Origin of the sequence: Marinobacter sp. C2H3 (assembly GCF_037080155.1) — a bacterium.
Taxonomy (GTDB): domain Bacteria; phylum Pseudomonadota; class Gammaproteobacteria; order Pseudomonadales; family Oleiphilaceae; genus Marinobacter.
The window spans coordinates 82,445-100,564 of the sequence record NZ_JBBBNZ010000002.1; the positions used below are offsets into that span (position 1 = coordinate 82,445).

The 18,120-nt window shown below is 62.8% G+C and carries 23 protein-coding genes and 1 tRNA gene; 19 read left to right on the top strand and 5 right to left on the bottom strand.

The window, feature by feature from the left end:
- Positions 1–11 precede the first annotated feature (11 nt).
- Positions 12–986 carry an NAD(P)/FAD-dependent oxidoreductase gene (locus V3388_RS05500; RefSeq protein WP_336366541.1) on the bottom strand — a complete coding sequence of 325 codons (975 nt, stop codon included), beginning with the start codon at positions 984–986 and terminating at the stop codon, positions 12–14.
- 162 nt (positions 987–1,148) lie between these two features.
- On the opposite strand from V3388_RS05500, the gene V3388_RS05505 reads away from it, so the two are divergent.
- The 10 genes from V3388_RS05505 to V3388_RS05550 all read left to right on the top strand — a co-directional run bounded on the left by V3388_RS05505 (position 1,149) and on the right by V3388_RS05550 (position 9,728).
- Complete coding sequence (locus V3388_RS05505) at positions 1,149–2,102, top strand: acyl-CoA desaturase (protein ID WP_336366542.1); 954 nt, start codon at positions 1,149–1,151, stop codon at positions 2,100–2,102.
- On the top strand, positions 2,102–2,569 hold the full coding sequence (locus V3388_RS05510) for a nuclear transport factor 2 family protein (RefSeq protein WP_336366543.1): 468 nt from the start codon (positions 2,102–2,104) through the stop codon (positions 2,567–2,569). Before V3388_RS05505 ends, V3388_RS05510 begins: the two co-directional genes overlap by 1 nt.
- A complete protein-coding gene (locus V3388_RS05515; protein WP_336366544.1) occupies positions 2,566–3,414 on the top strand; it encodes an SDR family NAD(P)-dependent oxidoreductase in 849 nt (282 codons plus the stop codon). The genes V3388_RS05510 and V3388_RS05515 overlap by 4 nt, the downstream gene beginning before the upstream one ends.
- Positions 3,411–4,676: an NAD(P)/FAD-dependent oxidoreductase gene (locus tag V3388_RS05520; RefSeq protein ID WP_336366545.1), complete on the top strand. Its 1,266-nt coding sequence runs from the start codon at positions 3,411–3,413 to the stop codon at positions 4,674–4,676. Before V3388_RS05515 ends, V3388_RS05520 begins: the two co-directional genes overlap by 4 nt.
- A gap of 1 nt (position 4,677) precedes the next feature.
- Positions 4,678–5,562: a DUF1365 domain-containing protein gene (locus V3388_RS05525; protein WP_336366546.1), complete on the top strand. Its 885-nt coding sequence runs from the start codon at positions 4,678–4,680 to the stop codon at positions 5,560–5,562.
- Positions 5,550–6,839 carry a cyclopropane-fatty-acyl-phospholipid synthase family protein gene (locus tag V3388_RS05530; RefSeq protein ID WP_336366547.1) on the top strand — a complete coding sequence of 430 codons (1,290 nt, stop codon included), beginning with the start codon at positions 5,550–5,552 and terminating at the stop codon, positions 6,837–6,839. The genes V3388_RS05525 and V3388_RS05530 overlap by 13 nt, the downstream gene beginning before the upstream one ends.
- A 2-nt stretch (positions 6,840–6,841) precedes the next feature.
- Positions 6,842–7,366 (top strand): DUF2878 domain-containing protein, encoded by a 525-nt coding sequence (locus tag V3388_RS05535; protein ID WP_336366548.1) that lies wholly within the window; start codon positions 6,842–6,844, stop codon positions 7,364–7,366.
- Entirely contained in the window at positions 7,353–8,165 is an 813-nt protein-coding gene (locus V3388_RS05540) for a hypothetical protein (RefSeq protein ID WP_336366549.1), read from the top strand. Before V3388_RS05535 ends, V3388_RS05540 begins: the two co-directional genes overlap by 14 nt.
- A gap of 103 nt (positions 8,166–8,268) precedes the next feature.
- Positions 8,269–9,081 carry an exodeoxyribonuclease III gene (xthA, locus tag V3388_RS05545; protein WP_336366550.1) on the top strand — a complete coding sequence of 271 codons (813 nt, stop codon included), beginning with the start codon at positions 8,269–8,271 and terminating at the stop codon, positions 9,079–9,081.
- 17 nt (positions 9,082–9,098) lie between these two features.
- Positions 9,099–9,728 carry a TetR/AcrR family transcriptional regulator gene (locus V3388_RS05550; protein ID WP_336366551.1) on the top strand — a complete coding sequence of 210 codons (630 nt, stop codon included), beginning with the start codon at positions 9,099–9,101 and terminating at the stop codon, positions 9,726–9,728.
- A 54-nt stretch (positions 9,729–9,782) separates the two neighbouring features.
- Here V3388_RS05550 and V3388_RS05555 read toward each other — a convergent pair whose 3' ends face one another.
- The gene (locus tag V3388_RS05555; protein ID WP_336366552.1) at positions 9,783–10,193 is read right to left on the bottom strand and encodes a phasin family protein; all 411 of its coding nucleotides are present in this window, start codon (positions 10,191–10,193) and stop codon (positions 9,783–9,785) included.
- 373 nt (positions 10,194–10,566) lie between these two features.
- Here V3388_RS05555 and V3388_RS05560 point away from each other — a divergent pair, with 373 nt between their 5' ends.
- The 4 genes from V3388_RS05560 to hemH all read left to right on the top strand — a co-directional run bounded on the left by V3388_RS05560 (position 10,567) and on the right by hemH (position 13,142).
- A complete protein-coding gene (locus V3388_RS05560; RefSeq protein WP_336367282.1) occupies positions 10,567–11,064 on the top strand; it encodes a YeeE/YedE family protein in 498 nt (165 codons plus the stop codon).
- 3 nt (positions 11,065–11,067) lie between these two features.
- Complete coding sequence (locus V3388_RS05565; RefSeq protein WP_336366553.1) at positions 11,068–11,496, top strand: DUF6691 family protein; 429 nt, start codon at positions 11,068–11,070, stop codon at positions 11,494–11,496.
- A gap of 85 nt (positions 11,497–11,581) precedes the next feature.
- Positions 11,582–12,013, top strand: a complete 432-nt coding sequence (locus V3388_RS05570) for a TIGR01244 family sulfur transferase (RefSeq protein ID WP_336366554.1) — start codon at positions 11,582–11,584, stop codon at positions 12,011–12,013.
- A 31-nt stretch (positions 12,014–12,044) separates the two neighbouring features.
- Entirely contained in the window at positions 12,045–13,142 is a 1,098-nt protein-coding gene (hemH, locus tag V3388_RS05575; protein ID WP_336366555.1) for a ferrochelatase, read from the top strand.
- 130 nt (positions 13,143–13,272) lie between these two features.
- On the opposite strand, the gene V3388_RS05580 is transcribed toward hemH, so the two are convergent.
- A tRNA-Ser gene (locus V3388_RS05580) sits at positions 13,273–13,363 on the bottom strand.
- A gap of 268 nt (positions 13,364–13,631) precedes the next feature.
- On the opposite strand from V3388_RS05580, the gene V3388_RS05585 reads away from it, so the two are divergent.
- From V3388_RS05585 to V3388_RS05605, 5 genes are all read left to right on the top strand, one after another.
- On the top strand, positions 13,632–14,330 hold the full coding sequence (locus V3388_RS05585) for a Bax inhibitor-1/YccA family protein (RefSeq protein WP_336366556.1): 699 nt from the start codon (positions 13,632–13,634) through the stop codon (positions 14,328–14,330).
- Positions 14,331–14,420: 90 nt separating this feature from the next.
- Positions 14,421–14,867 (top strand): sulfurtransferase complex subunit TusD, encoded by a 447-nt coding sequence (tusD, locus tag V3388_RS05590; RefSeq protein ID WP_336366557.1) that lies wholly within the window; start codon positions 14,421–14,423, stop codon positions 14,865–14,867.
- A gap of 3 nt (positions 14,868–14,870) precedes the next feature.
- Positions 14,871–15,233, top strand: coding sequence for a DsrE family protein (locus V3388_RS05595; RefSeq protein ID WP_336366558.1), 363 nt, complete (start codon positions 14,871–14,873; stop codon positions 15,231–15,233).
- 10 nt (positions 15,234–15,243) lie between these two features.
- Entirely contained in the window at positions 15,244–15,522 is a 279-nt protein-coding gene (gene tusB, locus V3388_RS05600) for a sulfurtransferase complex subunit TusB (protein ID WP_336366559.1), read from the top strand.
- 29 nt (positions 15,523–15,551) lie between these two features.
- The gene (locus V3388_RS05605; protein WP_336366560.1) at positions 15,552–15,878 is read left to right on the top strand and encodes a TusE/DsrC/DsvC family sulfur relay protein; all 327 of its coding nucleotides are present in this window, start codon (positions 15,552–15,554) and stop codon (positions 15,876–15,878) included.
- Positions 15,879–15,945: 67 nt separating this feature from the next.
- Here the strand turns inward: V3388_RS05605 and V3388_RS05610 are convergent, their stop codons facing one another.
- Positions 15,946–17,145 (bottom strand): DUF445 domain-containing protein, encoded by a 1,200-nt coding sequence (locus V3388_RS05610; protein WP_336366561.1) that lies wholly within the window; start codon positions 17,143–17,145, stop codon positions 15,946–15,948.
- 200 nt (positions 17,146–17,345) lie between these two features.
- Positions 17,346–17,933, bottom strand: coding sequence for a Fe-S biogenesis protein NfuA (gene nfuA, locus V3388_RS05615; RefSeq protein WP_336366562.1), 588 nt, complete (start codon positions 17,931–17,933; stop codon positions 17,346–17,348).
- Positions 17,934–18,120 lie beyond the last annotated feature (187 nt).

Sequence of the window (18,120 nt, forward strand, 5' to 3'; positions counted from 1 at the left end):
GGGAGCAGGCCTCATCCCATCGCCGCTACCAGCCCGGCGGCACTCAGGAACGCGCCTTCCACCCGGCCACCGCACAGCCAGTCGCCGGCAACGCCGACGCACTGCTCCGGGGACCACAGATGGCCCGGCTTGGGCTGGTTCTCTGAGCGGGCATAGAGCCATCGATGGGCCAGCCAGTTATCCATCTCGGCCTCCACGCCGGCCACGTCACGAAACGCCTCGAACAGCTGCCGGGCCACGTCCCCGGCCGGATCGTCCAGATGGGCCCGGGTCCAGTCCGCGCTGGCGTGTAGCACCCACCACTGGCCCTCACCTGCCCGTGCCGGCTTGGTGCTGTTGTTGGCGACCCAGAACAGTGCCGGATGAGCCGGCCGTAAGCCGTCAAATCCGGGGTCTACCGGCTCCGGCAGATGGACGGCGGCGGCCCAGCAAGGCAGCATGCCTTCGTCGGCGTGCGGAAGATCGCCGCTCAAGGCCTTCAGCCCGCTGTTTTCCAGAATCGCCAGGCTCTGCGCCGGCGGTGCCGTGACCAGCACCGCATCAAAGCCCCCTTCCTGTCGGCCGTCGTCCGCGACCACCTGCCAGCATCCGGCGTCCCTCGCCATGCGCTCGATTCGCACATTGGCCCGAATAGACACGCCCTCGGAAAGCGCCCGGGTAATGGCGGTCATCCGGGGCGTGCCAACGTAGCGGTGATCCTCCGGAAACGGCTCAAGAACACCGTCGGCGCGCTGAAACCGAAGCCGCCCGGGCCACTCGGCAAACGCCTCGTCGCCGACGTTCTGCGCCAGGAAATCCCGGAACTCTGGGCTACGTACCGTGAAGTACTGGGCGCCCATATCGACGCTCAGGTCCGGGTTGCCGGGGACGCGTTTGGCCGCCAGGCGACCGCCGGGGCCCCGGCTTTTCTCGAACACCACCACGTCGTGGCCACCTTGCTGGAGCAGGCGCGCTGAGGTCAGCCCGGCCACGCCTGAACCGATCACGGCGATTCGCCGTACCGAGGATGAAAATTTGCTCACGGAATTCATTGCGTTTGTGCATCCAATCGGGCTAGCTGCAACGTAAAACAGGCAAGTGATGTCGGAGAGCTAACCGGACCCGACATCGTTGCGGTTCAATAACAGTAGTAAAAGGGCAAACAGGGTATGACCCGAGTGCAACATTGGTTCGTCAACATCCTGAGGTGGTTCGACTCTGACGCGGGTTCGGATCATATCGACAGCACCTCCCGATCGTTCAATTTCATCCGCGTGATCCCCTTCGTGGCACTGCATCTGGCGTGCCTGCTGGCGTTCATAACTGGCTACAGCGCGTTTGCGCTGGCCTTCGCCGCGATCTTTTTTGTCATCCGGATGTTCGCCATCACCGGTTTCTACCACCGGTATTTCGCCCACAAGACGTTCAAGACCAGCCGCCCGGCCCAGTTCCTGTTTGGGCTGCTGGGCGCCAGCGCGGCCCAACGCGGCCCGCTCTGGTGGGCGGCCCATCACCGCCATCACCACCAGCATTCAGACCGGGAAGAGGATCTTCACTCGCCCCACCACGGCGGCTTCTGGTGGTCCCACATGGGCTGGTTCACCTGCGACGCCGGCTTCGCCATGGATGAGCGCCGTGTCCGTGATTGGTTGAAATTCCCGGAGTTGCGGTTCATTAACCGTTTCGACTCCCTGGTGCCGGCTGGCTGTGCGGTGGCCATCTACGCCCTCGGCGAGCTCCTCGACGCCTACGCGCCGTCCCTGGGCACCAACGGATTGCAATTGCTGGTCTGGGGCTTTTTCATTTCCACGGTCGTGCTGTTCCACGCCACCGTGTCCATCAACTCCCTTTCCCATGTCTGGGGCAAGCGCCGGTTTGATACCCAGGACGATAGCCGCAACAACGGCTGGCTGGCGCTGATCACCCTCGGCGAGGGCTGGCACAATAACCACCATCGGTGGCCGCAGTCCGTGCGCCAAGGGTTTCGCTGGTACGAAATCGATTTGACCTGGTACGGGCTCTGGCTGATGTCAAAGCTCGGCATCATCTGGGATCTGAACCCGATACCCCAGCATATTAAGGAGGAGACCCGTCAACTCGACGCTTTGCGGAGGAAGAAGTAATGACGACCGCATCTGTTATTGAAGTCGGAGTGAAAAATCCGGCAGTGCCGGCCACGGTCCAGCGATTCGAAGCACTGTTCAATCAGCTCGACAAGGGCAATCTGAGCCGGCTCCAGGAGGTGTACAGCGAAGACGTCCGTTTCCAGGATCCGTTCAGCCAGGTCGAAGGGCTGGATGCGCTCACCCACTATTTCGCCGGCGCGTATGGCAACGTCATCTCTTGCCGGTTCGAGTTCGCGGCGCCAGTGATCAGCCGGTCGGACGTGGCCATTCCCTGGGTGATGGTCCTGAGGCACAAGCGCATCCGCGGCGGCGAGGAAATCCGTGTTGATGGCATGAGTCAGCTCAAGATCCGGGACGACCGGGTGTGCTATCACCGGGATTACTTTGATGCCGGCCAATTACTCTACGAGCACTTGCCCGCGGTGGGCCGGGTTATACGGTGGATCAGGAAACACGCAGGATGAGTGAACGACTGCAGGGACGGAATTCGATATGGATTACCGGAGCCAGCTCTGGCATCGGCGAAGCGCTGGCACTGGCCCTTGGCCGGGGCGGTCATCGCCTGGTCATTACCGGCCGGCGACGGGACGCGCTGGACGAGGTTGCGGCCCAGTGCGCCGGTAACATCACCTGCGCCCCAGCGGATACCACGGACAGCGAGCAACTGGCGGCCCTGGCCCCGGTGCTGGAGTCTGACGGCCCGCTGAACATGGCCATCCTCAACGCCGGCACCTGCGAATATCTGGACGTCGCCGAGTACCAGAGCGCTGTGATCGAACGGAACCTGACCACCAACGTGATCGGCACCGCCCGCTGTATCGACATCGCCCTGCCCGCCTTGCGCCGGGCACGCGCCCAGGGCCAGTCGGCCACACTGGTGATCGTCGGCTCCTCTGCCTGGTGGTTTCCCTTTGGCCGAGCCGAGGGCTACGGCGCCTCCAAGGCGGCATTAGGTTACCTGGCCCACTCGCTGCGGGCGGATCTCGCCGCAGAGGGTATAGACGTCGTGCTGGTCTCACCAGGCTTTGTGAAGACGCCCCTCACCGACCGCAATGACTTCCCCATGCCGTTTCTGGTAACGGCGGAAGACGCCGCCGAGCGTATTGTCAGCGGTTTGGCCCGCGGCCGAAACGACATCGCCTTCCCACGCCGCTTTACCTGGCTGCTTAAAGCCCTGGGCGCCTTGCCACAACCGCTGATTGATCGCATGGCCGCGTCCATGGCCCGGTCAGCCGACCAGGGGCCCGGCTCTGGCCCCACACCCAATAACACCCAACCGAAGACCGCCTCACAGGAAAACCGGGAATGACTCAGGAACGTCAGCGCATTGCTGTCATTGGCGCCGGCGTTGCCGGACTGACCGCCGCATGGAAACTGGCCGAGCGCCATGATGTGCAGCTGTTTGAAGCGGGCGACTACGCCGGCGGACACACGAACACCGAACAGGTGGCCTCCGGTGGTCGCCTGTGGCCGGTAAACACCGGTTTCATCGTCTTCAATGACTGGACCTACCCGAATTTCATCCGCCTGATGGAACAGCTTCACGTCGCCTACGAAGAAAGTGACATGAGCTTCAGCGTGGACAGCTCCACGAACGGGCTGCAGTACAATGGCACCAGCCTGAACACCCTGTTCGCCCAGCGCCGGAACCTGCTGAACCCATCTTTTCTGCGGATGATCCGGGAAATCCTGCGGTTCAACCGGGAAACCCGTCAGGACCTGGCTTCTGGCGCCATTAACGATCAGGAAACCCTTGGGGATTACCTCAACCGCAACCGGTACTCCCGGTATTTCCGGCAGTACTACATCGTGCCCATGGGCGCGGCCATCTGGTCCGCGCCGGAAATCATGCTGGAACAGTTTCCGATTCGGTTTTTCCTCCAGTTCTTCAACAACCACGGCATGCTGTCGGTGGACGATCGCCCTACCTGGCGAGTGATCACGGGCGGCTCCGCCACCTACGTGACCCGCATGATGGACCGGCTCGGTGATCGCACCCACTTGAACAGCCCGGTGTCGGCGGTGCGACGTTACGAGGACCGGGTCGAGATCGACGTAAACGGCAACACCCAGAGTTTCGACCAGGTGATCCTGGCGTGCCACAGCGACCAGGCCCTGGCCATGCTGGCCGACCCGACGGAGCAGGAGCGCGACGTGCTCGGCGCCATGCTGTACCAGAAGAACGACGTGGTCCTGCACACCGATGCCACGCTTCTGCCCTCAAACCGGCGGGCCTGGGCGGCATGGAACTACTACATTCCCGAACACCGGAGTCAGCCGGTGTCCGTGACCTACAACATGAACATCCTGCAGAACTTCCACGATGCCCCGGACACCTTCTGCGTCACTCTGAACCGCAGCCACGACATCGCCCCGGACACGATCATCAAGCGCTTCGAATACGCCCACCCGGTGTTCACCCTGGAATCGGTGGCGGCGCAGCAGCGCTATGGCGACATCGGCAACCGGCATCGCACCCATTACTGCGGTGCGTACTGGTTTAACGGCTTCCATGAAGACGGTGTGCGCAGCGCGGTGCGGGTTCTGCAGGATTTCGGAATGGAGCTCTGAGATGGCCAGCGCCTGGCTTGAAGGCACCGTTCGCCACCGGCGCCTGGCGCCGGTTCACCACGGTTTTGAATACGCCACCGGCATGCTCGCCCTGGACGTGGACGACTGGTCCCGGGTGACCGGTCTCAGCCCGTTGTTTTCCAGCGAACGCTTTAACTGGCTGTCTCTTTACCGCAAGGACTACTTCGGTGAGCCAGACCAGAGCCTGTCCCACGCCGTTCGCGAGCATGTTCGCCAGGCGACCGGCTGGTGGCCGGACGGGGCCGTGGAGCTGATCACCCACCCCCGGTACTTCGGGTATGTGTTCAACCCGGTGAGTTTCTACTTCTGCTATGCCGCAGACACATCGCCGGCCAGCGGCGATGTGCCCCGGGTGATTGTCGCGCAGATCACCAACACGCCCTGGCTCGAGCGCCACGTCTATTGCCTGGAAACCACCGGCGCCCCGGTTGGCCAGGGTGGCTGGCGCACGGAGCGGTTCGGCTTCGACAAGCGCTTTCACGTGTCGCCGTTCAACGACATGGACCAGCACTACCAGTGGACCTTCAGTTTCCGGGGCCCGGAGCTGCGCATCCACATGAACGTTCGGGAGGGGGACGAGAAGCAGTTTGACGCCACCCTGGTGGTCCAGCGCACCCCCCTGACTCGTAAAACGGTTCATCGCAGCCTGATGCGTTTCCCGCTGGAGGCCCTCAAGGTCACCGCGGGTATCTACTGGCACGCGCTGCGCCTGAAACTTCGTGGAGCGCCCTTTTATACGCACCCTGACAAGCGCTCAGACACTGACCCCGGCTATCGCCAGGGGTCCGACGATGCCGGCCTGGATGTCACCAGCGGCAAGGACTCACGCACTTCTGGTGGAAAGGTAACGTCATGGAGAACCTGAATACGTCCCTACATAGCAAAGACGGCACGCTCGAGCCGACCGCACGTGGCGCCGGCTCCCCAGTGTCCCGGGTGGCCCGCCGTCTGGTCCTGCAACAGCTGAAACGGCTCAAGGGCGGCGTGCTGACCATTCACGAGCCCGGCGAGGCGCCGCTGGTGCTGGGCGATGGCGATCTCTCTTTTCCACCAGCGGAGCTGGTCATCCACAACCACAGCACCTGGCGGGATCTGCTCACCGGGGGCGGTATCGGCGCCGCAGAATCCTATGTGGCCGGGGACTGGACCACGCCGGATCTGGTCGCCCTGCTGCGTTTCTTCACCCGCAACGTCGACCGCATGAACGCGTTTGAAGACCGCTTCGCCTGGATTTCCAAGCCGGCGCTCAAAGGCCTGCACTGGCTCAACCGGAACACCCGGGAAGGCTCCCGCAAGAACATCAGTGCCCATTACGATCTGGGCAACGAGCTGTTTGAGGCCTTCCTCGACCCGACCATGATGTACTCTTCGGCGATCTACCCCCGCGAGGACGCCACCCTGGAAGAAGCCGCCGTGTACAAGCTGGACACCATCTGCCGGAAACTGGACCTCCAGCCCGGCGACCGGGTGGTGGAGATCGGCACCGGCTGGGGTGGATTTGCGGTTCATGCGGCAAAACATTACGGCTGCCACGTGACCACCACGACCATCTCGCGGGAACAACTGGCGCTGGCTCAGGCCCGCGTGGAGGCCGAGGGACTGCAGGATCACATCACCCTGCTGTTCGACGATTACCGGGATCTCACCGGCCAATTCGATAAACTGGTGTCCATCGAGATGATCGAAGCGGTGGGGCCCCAGTTCTTGAACAGCTACTTCCAGCAGATCAGCCACCTGCTCAAACCTGACGGCCTCGCGCTGGTGCAAGCCATCAACATGCCCGAGCAGCGCTACCTCCGGGCCCTGAGAAACGTGGATTTCATCCAGCGCTACATCTTCCCCGGCAGCTTCATTCCCTCGTTTGGTGCCATTCTCGACGCCGTGCGGGGCGATACGGACCTGGTGCTGACCCACGCCGAGGACATCGGCTTTCACTACGCTCGCACGCTGCGGGACTGGAACGACCGGTTCATGGCATTGGGCGAACGGCTGCACGCCATGGGCTACGACGACGCCTTCCGGCGCCTGTGGCATTTTTACTTCGCCTATTGCGAAGCCGGGTTCAGCGAGCGCGCCATCGGCGTGGCCCAGCTGGTCTTTGCCAAGCCCGGGAACAAGCGCCCCAACCTGCTGAGCCAATAACCGTGAGCCCCCGGGTTCGCAATGTCCTCAATTTTATATTGTTCCAGGCCGGTTGGCTGTTTTGCGTGCTTTACCCAGGCCGGCCGGCCGCGTTCGGCGCGATGGCGCTGGTGGCCCTGCACCTGGCGGTGATCAGCCGACACCGGTTAGCCGAGGCCCAATTTATTGGGCTGGGCGTGGTGGCCGGTGCCAGCCTGGATACGCTCTGGCTGAACACCGGCGTGCTGTCCGCGCCCACCGGGGCACTGGGGGTTGCCCCACCCTGGCTGGTGGGGCTGTGGGCGATGTTCATGACGACGGTCTGCCACTCCCTGTCCTGGATGGATGATCGGCGGTGGCTGCCGTTTCTGCTGGCGCCCATTGCGGGCCCCTTCGCCTACTGGTCTGCCGCCGAACTGGGGGCGGTCAACCTGGATCGGGGGGCCTTATCCCTCGCCGCCCTGGCCCTGGGGTGGCTGGTGCTGTTTCCTCTGCTACTCTGGGTTCGCCGAACGCTCTACACGGAGTTGTGCCATGATCCTGCGTAGTCCGGCGCCGGGCATCCGGCGCCCGCTCACCGTCCTGGGCCTGATGGTTCTGTTGCCAACCGGCCTGCAGGCCGCTGAGTTCCGGTTTACCGGTACCGCCAGCGCCAGCGCCAGCGCCAAGGACGGTCGCGTACTGTATACCGAAACGCACCAGGTGACGGGACGCTGTGAAGGTGGCGTGTTTCGCCCCTCGGAAGACCTCGCCCGCTACCGCCAGCACAGCGGCGACGGCCCGGGCGATAATGGCAACAGCGGTGAGGAAATCGCCAGCAAAACCGCCGATTACAACGGCTCGCCCCTCCGTCCCGCCGTCCATTTCCAACAGCCGGGGTTCGATGAATCGATCCGCATTGATTACCCGGAGGCTGGCCAGGTGCGCATCCGCTGGACTCGGCCGAACGGCGACACCAAACGCTGGCAGATCGACCAGCCCAAGCGCCTGGTGGTGGATGCCGGCTTTGACAATCTGGTTCGCCAGAACTGGGACACCCTGAAAGCCGGCAAGACCGTCTCGTTCCGCTTCCTGGCTCCGACACGCGGTGACTATTACGGCTTTGATCTGGTACCGGAGAACGTCGAGGGCATCAATGCGGCGCTGGAAGTGGCCATTAAGCCCACCAGCACCGTGCTGAGCTTTCTGGTTGACCCCATTCACCTCGGCTACAACGACCGGGGCGCGCTCACTGACTACCGGGGCTTGACCAACATCCGCAAGAACGCCGATGGCAATTACAACGCCCACATTCGTTACCGGATCGACGCGTATCCCGACTGTTCGCTGCTACCGGCCGGTGAATAGCCGGTTGATGTGTTACACTTCGGCCACCGGCGGGCCGGCGTCCAATGTGCCCGCTCGCACTCTCGACATCCGCCGACAACGCCTGCCAGGAGCCGACTGAGCCATGAAGTTCGTGTCCTTCAATGTGAACAGCGTCCGTACCCGCCTGCACCAGCTCCAGGCTTTGGTGGATGAGTGCCAGCCGGACGTGATCGGGCTTCAGGAAACCAAGGTCCAGGACGATGATTTCCCCGTCGATGAGATCCGCGCCCTTGGCTATCACGTGCATTTCCACGGCCAGAAAACCCACTATGGCGTGGCCCTGCTGTCCCGCGAGGCGCCGGTGTCCGTCCAGAAAGGCTACCCCTGGGACCCGGAAGACGCCCAGCGACGATTAATCACCGGCACGTTTGAGGTCAATGGGGACACCCTTACCGTGGTCAACGGCTACTTTCCCCAGGGGGAAAAGCGCAGCCATCCGGTCAAGTTCCCCGCCAAGGAGAAATTCTACGCCGACCTGATGCGTTACCTGGACGATCTGAAGCAGACCGGCGGCCACCTGGTGGTGATGGGCGACATGAATATCTCCCCCACGGACCAGGACATCGGCATCGGTGCGGACAACGCCAAGCGCTGGCTCAGGGACGGCAAATGCAGCTTCTTGCCGGAGGAACGGGAATGGCTGGCGCAGGTTCAGGGCCGAGGGCTCACGGACGTGTTCCGACACCTGCACCCGGACGAGAGCAACACCTTCAGCTGGTTTGATTACCGCAGCCGCGGCTTTGAGCGGGACCCGAAGCGGGGCCTGCGGATTGATCTCATCCTCGCCAGTGACGGCCTGCTGCCGAAAGCCAGCGCCGCCGGCGTCAGCTACGATATTCGCGCCATGGAACGGCCCTCGGACCACTGTCCGGTCTGGGCCCGTTTCGACCTGTAACCGGCGCGGGGCGCGCCATGAAAAAAATCAAGACCCGGGACCGCATCCTCGACGCCAGCCTGTCGCTGTTCAACGGGCTGGGCGAACCTAACGTCACCACCCTGCTGATTTCCGATGAACTCGATATCAGCCCGGGCAACCTCTATTACCACTTCAAAAGCAAAGGCGACATCGTCTCCGAGCTGTTCGACCACTACGAAGCAGAGATGAACGACCTGCTGGCCGTCCCGGAAGACACCGACATCAGCCTGGACCAGATGGGCTTCTTCCTGCACCTGCTGTTCGAGAGCGTGGCCCGTTACCGGTTCCTGTACCAGGATCTGGTGAACGTACTGTCCCGGTACGACGCCCTTCAGAACCGCTTTCGGCGCATTCTCAATCGCAAGCAGCAGGCGTTTGGCCGGTTGTGCGACAGCTTCCGCCGCCAGGGGATGATGGACATCGGCGAGGCGCAACTGGAATCACTACGTGAACAGTTAACGCTAACGATTTGTTATTGGAGCAGTTTTGATTCGCTATCCCATCTGGATAATCGGGACGCGGTGGGTCCCGGCCGGGGCGTATACCAAATGCTGAACCTCTTGATGCCCTACTTCACCGGACCGGACCGGGAAGAACTGGCGATGATCAGCCAGGACTACCTGTAGACGCCGGAGGCGGATCCGGCGACCCGTGACAGGTCCGGGGCTCCGACGTCTCGCCTATTCTTCTTCGTCCTTGCGTCCGCGCAGCTCGGCCATTTCCTGCTCAAGCTGAGCAATCCGCTGCTCCAGCGCGCCAATCTCTTCCCGGCGGTGAATGCCGAGCCGCCGCAGAGCGCCGGACACGCGCTGGTCAAACAGGCTTTCCAGGCGGTCCCAGGTGCCGGTGGCACGCTCCCGCACGCCTTCCACCCGGTCCTCCACCGAACGGACCTGTTTTTCCACCACGCCGCGGGTCTTGGTTTCAAGCTGCTCACCTTCCTGGACCAGACGCTCGAAAAAGCGACCCGCGTCTTCCTCGGCTTTGGTGTAGGCACCCAGGCCGGCCAGCCAGATCTGCCGGGCGGAGTCCTTGATTTTGTCCGCCAGCTGCGGGTCGGACTCGGGTTTGCGGTCTTGGTCGTCAGACATGACATCGGCCTCGGAACATAGGAATGAGCCCGGCCATTGTAGTACAGCCCTGCCCTGAATGCAGCGCCCGGCAAGGCCCCGGCATAAGCAGCCCGTCCATATGAAAAAATGTTTTCAGCAAAACACGGGCACGGCTTGAACTGTTCAAATTATGGTCAATACTTCCCGTTACCGGCACCTCCGGGCGCCGGTTTGTCTGGAAGTCTTTCATGGATACTACTCGCACGCCTCTGCCCGGCCCCCTTTGCCGGGCTTTTTTTCGCCCGGCGGCCGCCCGTCTCACCACCCGATCTTCCCGCCGGGCCAGACAGGTTATTGCATTTACTTATAAGGTTATGCCATTTTTTGTTGTACGCTACACCAACGGTTATTCCTGGCCTTTGGGGCTACAAAACCACCCGTTTTCCACAACACCCGAACCCACAGGAGGTCAATCATGGACATTGCCTGGGACGCATTCACCCCCTGGTCCGCCCTCGCCGGCGGGCTTCTGATTGGCCTGGCGGCGGCACTGTTTGTGCTGCTGAACGGCCGTATTGCCGGCATCAGCGGCATTCTCGGAGGCCTGCTGACGCCGGTACGGGGCGACCTGCTTTGGCGCATCGCTTTTCTGGCAGGCATGGTCGGCGCGCCGGCCGTATGGGTGCTGTTTTCCGGGATGCCAGAGGTGACCATTGACGCGGGCTACCCGGCCCTCATTGTGGCCGGCCTGCTCGTGGGCGTTGGCACCCGATACGGGTCCGGTTGCACCAGTGGTCACGGCGTGTGCGGCCTGTCACGACTGTCGGTCCGCTCATTGGTGGCGACCGTGAGCTTCATGGGCGCGGGTTTTGTCACCGTTTACGTTGTTCGTCACCTGTTGGGGGTCTGAATCATGGTTCGTTACACCCTTGCCTCTGCCCTGGCCGGCCTGGTGTTTGGCCTCGGCCTGATCATCTCCGGCATGGCCAACCCGGCCAAGGTGCTCGGCTTCCTGGACCTGGCCGGCCTGTGGGACCCGTCCCTGGCATTCGTGATGGGCGGCGCCATACTGGTCGGGTTGTTCGCCTTCACCGTGGCCAAACGGCGCACCCTGTCGTTCCTGGGGTTTGCCATGAAGTTGCCCACCAACACAACGGTGGATCGCCGGCTGGTGATCGGCAGCCTGATGTTCGGCGTGGGCTGGGGCATCGCCGGCTTCTGCCCGGGGCCCGCGCTGGTGGCGCTGGGCGCCGGCTACACCAAGGCCGCCGTATTTGCCATCGCCATGGTCGCCGGCATGGTGCTCTTCGAACTCATCGAGCGCCGCCGCGCAACATCCTGACGGAATTCTGATACCTTACTCCCCGGAAACTCGCGGCGGCGAGCGATCGTTCTTGCCGCCGCGCTTCACTGACTGGAGGACCCCCATGGACATCCGCAAGATTGATGACACGCTCTCTGTCTCCCCCCAATTGACCGTGGACGACGTCGCCGAAGCCGCCCGGCTCGGGTTCCGTACCCTGGTGGCCAACCGTCCGGACCACGAAGAGCCCGGCCAGCCCGCCATGGCCGACATCGCCGCCGCTGCCCGGGAACACGGCATAGCCTGGGTCTACCAACCCGTCGCCTCCGGCAACATCACCGATGACGACGTGGACGCCTTCGCCCCGATGATCCGGGATGCCGACAAACCCGTACTGGCTTTCTGTCGCTCCGGCACCCGCTGCACCGTGCTCTGGGCGCTCAGCTCGGCCCGCGAGGCCAGCCCGGAAGAAGTGGTCACACGGGCCCGTCACGCCGGATTGGACATTGGCGGCCTGATCCCGAGGCTGGCGCAGCAGTACCGTCTGAAACACTGAGCCGGCTACCCGAACCAGACAGGATTCCCGAATGAGCTTTCAAGGCGTCACCGACTACCGCCACAACCAGCCGGATCGGCTGGGCGTGCTGATCACCAATCTGGGCACCCCCGATGCACCGACACCATCCGCCCTGCGGCGGTACCTGGCGGAGTTTCTCTGGGACCCGAGGGTGGTGGAGGTGCCGCGACCGATCTGGTGGATGATCCTCCACGGGGTCATCCTGCGCATTCGTCCGAGACGCAGCGCAAAGGCCTACGCCAGCGTGTGGCAGCCGGAAGGCTCGCCCCTGCTGACCCACACCGCCCATCAGGCCGAAGCCCTTAGAGCCGCCCTGAAAGCCCGATACGGGCAGGATATTGTGGTGGCCTTCGCCATGCGCTACGGCAACCCGTCGATTCCCAAGGTGCTGGACGAGCTTCAGGCCGAGGGTGTGCGGCGCCTGCTGGTTCTGCCGCTGTATCCGCAGTATTCGGCGTCCACGTCCGCGTCGACCTTTGACGCCATCTCCCGGGACTTCCAGAGCCGTCGCTGGCTCCCGGACCTGCGGTTTGTCTCCCATTACCCGGACTTTCCGCCGTACATCGAGGCCATGGCCAAACACATCGAAGCTCACTGGGCGGAACACGGCCGGAGTGACAAGCTGGTGCTTTCCTTCCACGGTGTGCCCAAGAAGTATCTGCTGCGGGGCGACCCGTACCACTGCGAGTGCCACAAAACCTCCCGGTTGCTGGCCGAACGGTTGGGGCTGTCCCGCGAGGATTACCTCACCACCTTCCAGTCGCGCTTCGGCCGAGAGGAATGGCTGCGCCCCTACACCGACGAAACCCTCAAGGCCCTGCCGGGCAAAGGCGTGCGCTCCATCGACGTGTTCTGCCCCGGCTTCTCCTCGGATTGCCTCGAAACCATCGAGGAGATCAACGTGGAGAACCGGCATTACTTCCTGGACGCCGGCGGCGAGCGCTTCGAGTACATCCCGGCGCTGAACGCCACTCCTGGTCACATTGACGCGCTGACCCAATTGGTGGAAGAAAACCTGCAGGGCTGGGCCCGGCCGGACAACGCGCCGGAGACCCTGGCGGCCCGGCAAGCGCGCGCCGATCGCTGCCGTGAGGCGATGCCGGATTAACCGGGAGAGGGGTCGACGGAAATTACGTGGCCGCTCGGTGGCGGCTGCGTGATCTGAGCGCACATAAAACCACTGCGGCTTCAGACGGAGCAGACATTGCATTGAAACGATCGGGGAAACGAAGAAAAAATGGCGGTGGGCCAGGGATTCGAACCCCGGGACGGCTCATCACCGTCGGCGGTTTTCAAGACCGCTGCATTCAGCCACTCTGCCAGCCCACCATGCATTACCGACGCTGGACGCTCCGATAATGTGTCATTACGGGCGGGAGCCCATAACGGTTTTTCGGTGCTGCCGATGCGACAGCGGTGAGCATGATACCGGAATCCCATGCTCTGTCAACGCCTTGCGCGAACCGGTCCGCCCCCGGAAACATTAACGGTTTGTAATGGAATCCTTTTTTAAGGTTTCTGTCTCAGAGCATTGAAAGTTGCGATTCCGACATTATGATGAGACTCAGATCCTAGTCGTTACACAACGGAGAAGACCATGGAAAACAGACGATTCGGCGTGCAGAACACCCAGGAGGGGTATAACACACCCCAGACCGAGCGTGCGTCCGCCGGCATCAGCACGGATGCAATGAAGGTGCTGCGGAACACCTACATGCTGCTGGGCATGACCCTGGCGTTCTCGGCCCTGACCGCGTTCCTGAACATGAACGGCGCCCATCCGGGCTTCCTGATCACCATCGTTGGCTATCTGGGCCTGCTGTTTGCCACCTATAGCCTGAAGAACAGCCCCTGGGGCATCGTGACCACCTTTGCCCTTACCGGCTTCATGGGCTACACCCTGGGCCCGATCATCGGCGCGTTCGTGGCCGCTGGCGCCTCCCAGATTGTCGCTCAGGCCCTGACGCTGACGGCGGTGGCGTTTGTCGGTCTCTCCGCAACGGCCATCATCACCAAGAAGGACTTCAGCTTCCTGTCCAGCTTCCTGACCGCTGGCGCGTTCGTCCTGATCGGCGCCATGGTCCTGGCCTATTTCATGGAAAGCTCTGCCCTGCAACTGGCCGTGTCTGCGGGCTTCACCGTGTTCGCCTCCATCATGATCCTCTTTGAAACCAGCCAGATCATCAAGGGCGGCGAGCGGAACTACATCATCGCCACCGTGGGCCTGTACGTCTCTATCTACAACCTGTTCCTGAGCCTGCTTCAACTGCTGGCCGCGTTCAGCGGCGACGACTGATTCGCCGACACGCCCCGAACGTCAGAACCCCGGCCTTGCCGGGGTTTTTTCTTTGGGTAAACTGGTGCCGAATCCAACACAGGGCCAGGTATGACGTCCTCCATCCCCCCACAGGCCGAGACACCGGCGATTGCGCCAACCGCGTTCACACTGGTGATTACCGGCGCGCCCTACAGCAGCCAGGCACCGCAGACCGCGCTCTCGTTTGCCCGGGCTACCGTGGCTGCCGGCCACCGGATCCACCGGGTGTTCCTGTACGGGGACGGCGTTCACCTGGCCTCCGCCCTCGCCGCGCCGCCGTCCGACGAACCGGACTGGCCCGCAGAGTGGGCCGATTTCCTGAAGGCAAATGGTATTCAGGGGATCGCCTGCATTGCCTCGGCCCTGCGCCGAGGGGTCGTGGACAGTGCCGAGCAGGCCCGCTACGCGTTGCCCGGGCACAATCTTCGGGCACCATTCGAGCTGGCCGGCCTTGGGGAATGGGTGGACAGCCGTCTGGGTGACGGCAAAGTGCTTTACTTCCACGGGGGGCGATAACCGATGACCACGTTGGTAGTGATCGATCGGGCACCCTATGGCGACTGGAGCGGCCGGGAGGCACTGGACATGGCGTTCGCGCTGGCCGCTTTCGATCAGCCCGTGTCACTGCTGTTCCTGGGCGCCGGGGTGGCGTGGCTGCGCCCGTCGGAAGCGGGCAGCGACGGCCCCGCTGGGGCCCTGGGACAAAAAGCTGTACACCGGAACCTGTCGGCAGCGCCGGTGTTTGGCGTGGACGAGATCCTGGCGTGCCGGGCAAGCTGCGAGCGATTCGGTGTCGCGGGCAACCTGGTGATGCCTGCCCGCCCTGTCGACGTGACCCCGGAGCTGTACGCCGGTTACGACCACATCACCTTTGCCGGATAAGACGCACCCCATGGCGACCCTGAACACCCTGCACATCGTTAATCGCACCCCGGACCAGGCCCGATTCCAGCACTGCCTGGCCGCCCTGGCGGACGGTGATGCCCTGCTGCTGACGGAAAACGCGGTGCTGGCCCTGGCCGGGAACCACCTCGCCGGTGTGACGGTGCCCGTGTACGCGCTGGTGGCCGATGCCGCTGCCCGGAGCCTTGAGCCGGGCGCCGAACAGGGTATCGATTACGCCGGCATGGTGTCCCTCTCGGCCCGGGCCAAACGGGTGATCAGTTGGTAACCGCCCAAGATTCAGGAGCCACGCGCACCATGACCAACCCGAACTTACCGGAACGCAACAACGAGGGTTTCCTGGAGGACCCCCGCGCCTGGACACCGGCCGTTGCCGAGATCGTTGCCAGGGAGAGTGGTATCGAACTGAATGACAATCACTGGGAAATCATTCAGTTCCTGAGGAATTTTTATAAAGAGCATGAGATGTCGCCGCCCTCGAACCGGTTGTTCGTGAAGGCGGTTAAAGAGGCGCTGGGGGAAGATCGTGGCAACAGCATCTACCTGATGGGGCTGTTCCCGGGCACGCCCGCCAAGACCGCCTGCCGGATTGCCGGGCTACCCCGGCCCACCAACTGCCTGTAGAACCCGACGCAGATCGCCGTCGCGGTGCCGTGTGGCGGCCCGCCCGTGGTTATGGCCGTACGGAGAATCAGAGCGTCAGGTACGTCAGGCTCACGTATTGCAGCAGCCCGGCCAGGGCGCCGAACACGCCGCCCACCACCATCAGCTGGATTTCTTCTTCGTGAAACGCCGGGCGCAGGATGCCCTGGAACTCTCGGGGCCCGAGGGCTTTCATTTGCCCAGCCAGCACCTTGGCCACCACGGGTGCCCGATCCCGGTTAAAGCCTGGGTCGGCAAAGACGTCGCCGGTGGCGGTCACCGCCCGGGCGTACATGGCCTTTTTCAGTTCCGTGTAGCCGGTCACGCCCACGGACATCTGGGTCGCGGTGCGCAGCACCGGTGAGTTGTCCAGCAGTGGCCTCAGGTGTTTCTGAATCATGGCCCGGGTGCGGTCGCCGTGGGCACCGTGAATCATGGCGTCGGCCACCTTTTCGACGGTGATCAGTTCCTCCGCCACCAGCCGCGCCCAGATCTCGCTGATTTCCGGCTGACGGCGCAGGAACAGCCCCTGGATCCTCCAGAACAGTACTCGCCGGGGTAGCACCGGTGAGAAAATGCGGTGAATAGCCAGCCAGTTGGTGGCAAAACCAATGGCAAAGCCCGCCAGCGGCAGAACCCAGGGCTCCGGATACCGGGTCCAGAAGGGCACGACAAGCGCGCCCAACAGGCCGCCAATAATCGCGCCGTAGTTGATCACTGAACGCAGCTCGACGGCCCCTGCTTCCTTGAAGATGCGGTTCATCAGGTCCGGGTGCTGCTGCAGCTCGCGACTCAGCAGCGCCTTCAGGTCCACCAGCTCATCCAGATCGTCACCAAAGTCCTCCACCAGGCTTTCAATGCACTGGGGCAGCTCCGCCCTCGCCCACCGATAGATCCGTTCCCGAAGAAACCGGGGCAGGTTGTCCCACAGCACCGGATGGCGCTCGTACATGATGTCATCGATGTACTCGTCCACCCGGGGCAACAGCTGAGTCACCACCTGCTCCACAATGCGCTGGGGTTCCAGCTGCGCATAGACGTCGTTCAGGTTGCCGAAGGTCTGTAGCGTCTGGTCGATGCAGATGTGGGCCATCTTCTCGGCCTTCCGGGGAATCACCCCCTGCCAGCCAAGCACGCCCACGCCGATGAAGCGAACCGGATGGAACGACATCTGGATAGCCAGCCAGTTGGTGGCCCAACCGGTGACGGCGGCCATGGCAGGCACAGAGAGCAGCGCTGAATCAATCAAGAGTTACCCCGGAAAACCAAAACGGCCACGCCGCGTATCGTTCGTTCTTCAAGGCCCCGCAAGGCCCTTATGGTATGCCATACAGGATGAAGGAACGACGACAGCGCCGCATTGGCCGTGTCGCCACTGCATCCCGGGTGATGCGGCAGCATCGGGAGGCAGTGGCGCCGGGCGAGGCGAAACGCCTCGGCGAGGGAGGCTTACTGGTAGTAGGCGTTTTCGGTAACGGTGTGGTCGGTCACGTCGCGCACGGCGGTAATTTCCGGCACCCGCTCTTTCAGGGTGGTTTCGACGCCCTGCTTGAGCGTCAGACTGACCGCCGAGCAGCCCTGGCAACCGCCACCAAAGCGCAGAACCGCGACGGACTCCTCAACAATCTCCACCAGCGAGACTTCGCCGCCGTGGGCCGCCAGGTTCGGGTTGATCTCGGACGCCAGGATGTAGTTCACGCGTTCCGGCAGGGGCGCGTTTTCGTCCACCTTGGGCACTTTTGCGTTGGGTGCCTTGATGGTCAGTTGGCCACCCATCTTGTCCTTGGAGTAGTCCACGTAGGCCTCTTCCAGGAACGGAACAGAGTTGTGGTCCAGGTACAGGGTGAATTTGCCCAGGTCCAGCTGCTCGTCAGTGGGCACTACTTCGTTGGGCGGACAGTAGGCGAGGCAGGTTTCCGCGTTGCGCGTGCCCGGCTGGGTAACAAAAATGCGGACACCCATGCCGTCGACGTCCTGCTTCTCAATCAGCTGAGCGAGGTAGTCCCTCGCGGAATCGGTTACAGTCACCAAGGCCATAGTTGTTACCCGTCTGTAAATGTGGGTCTCATTTTAGGAGACTTCGCAGAAACATAAAAGACCAAGTAAAATAGTCGGGCATTATTGGGGTCATGACTTTTACGTACGCCCTCCTGCCTCCGGTGCGCTGCCTGTGGCCCGGCACATGATCATGATCAATGGTTCTGAGACGGACTGCGCCAATTTT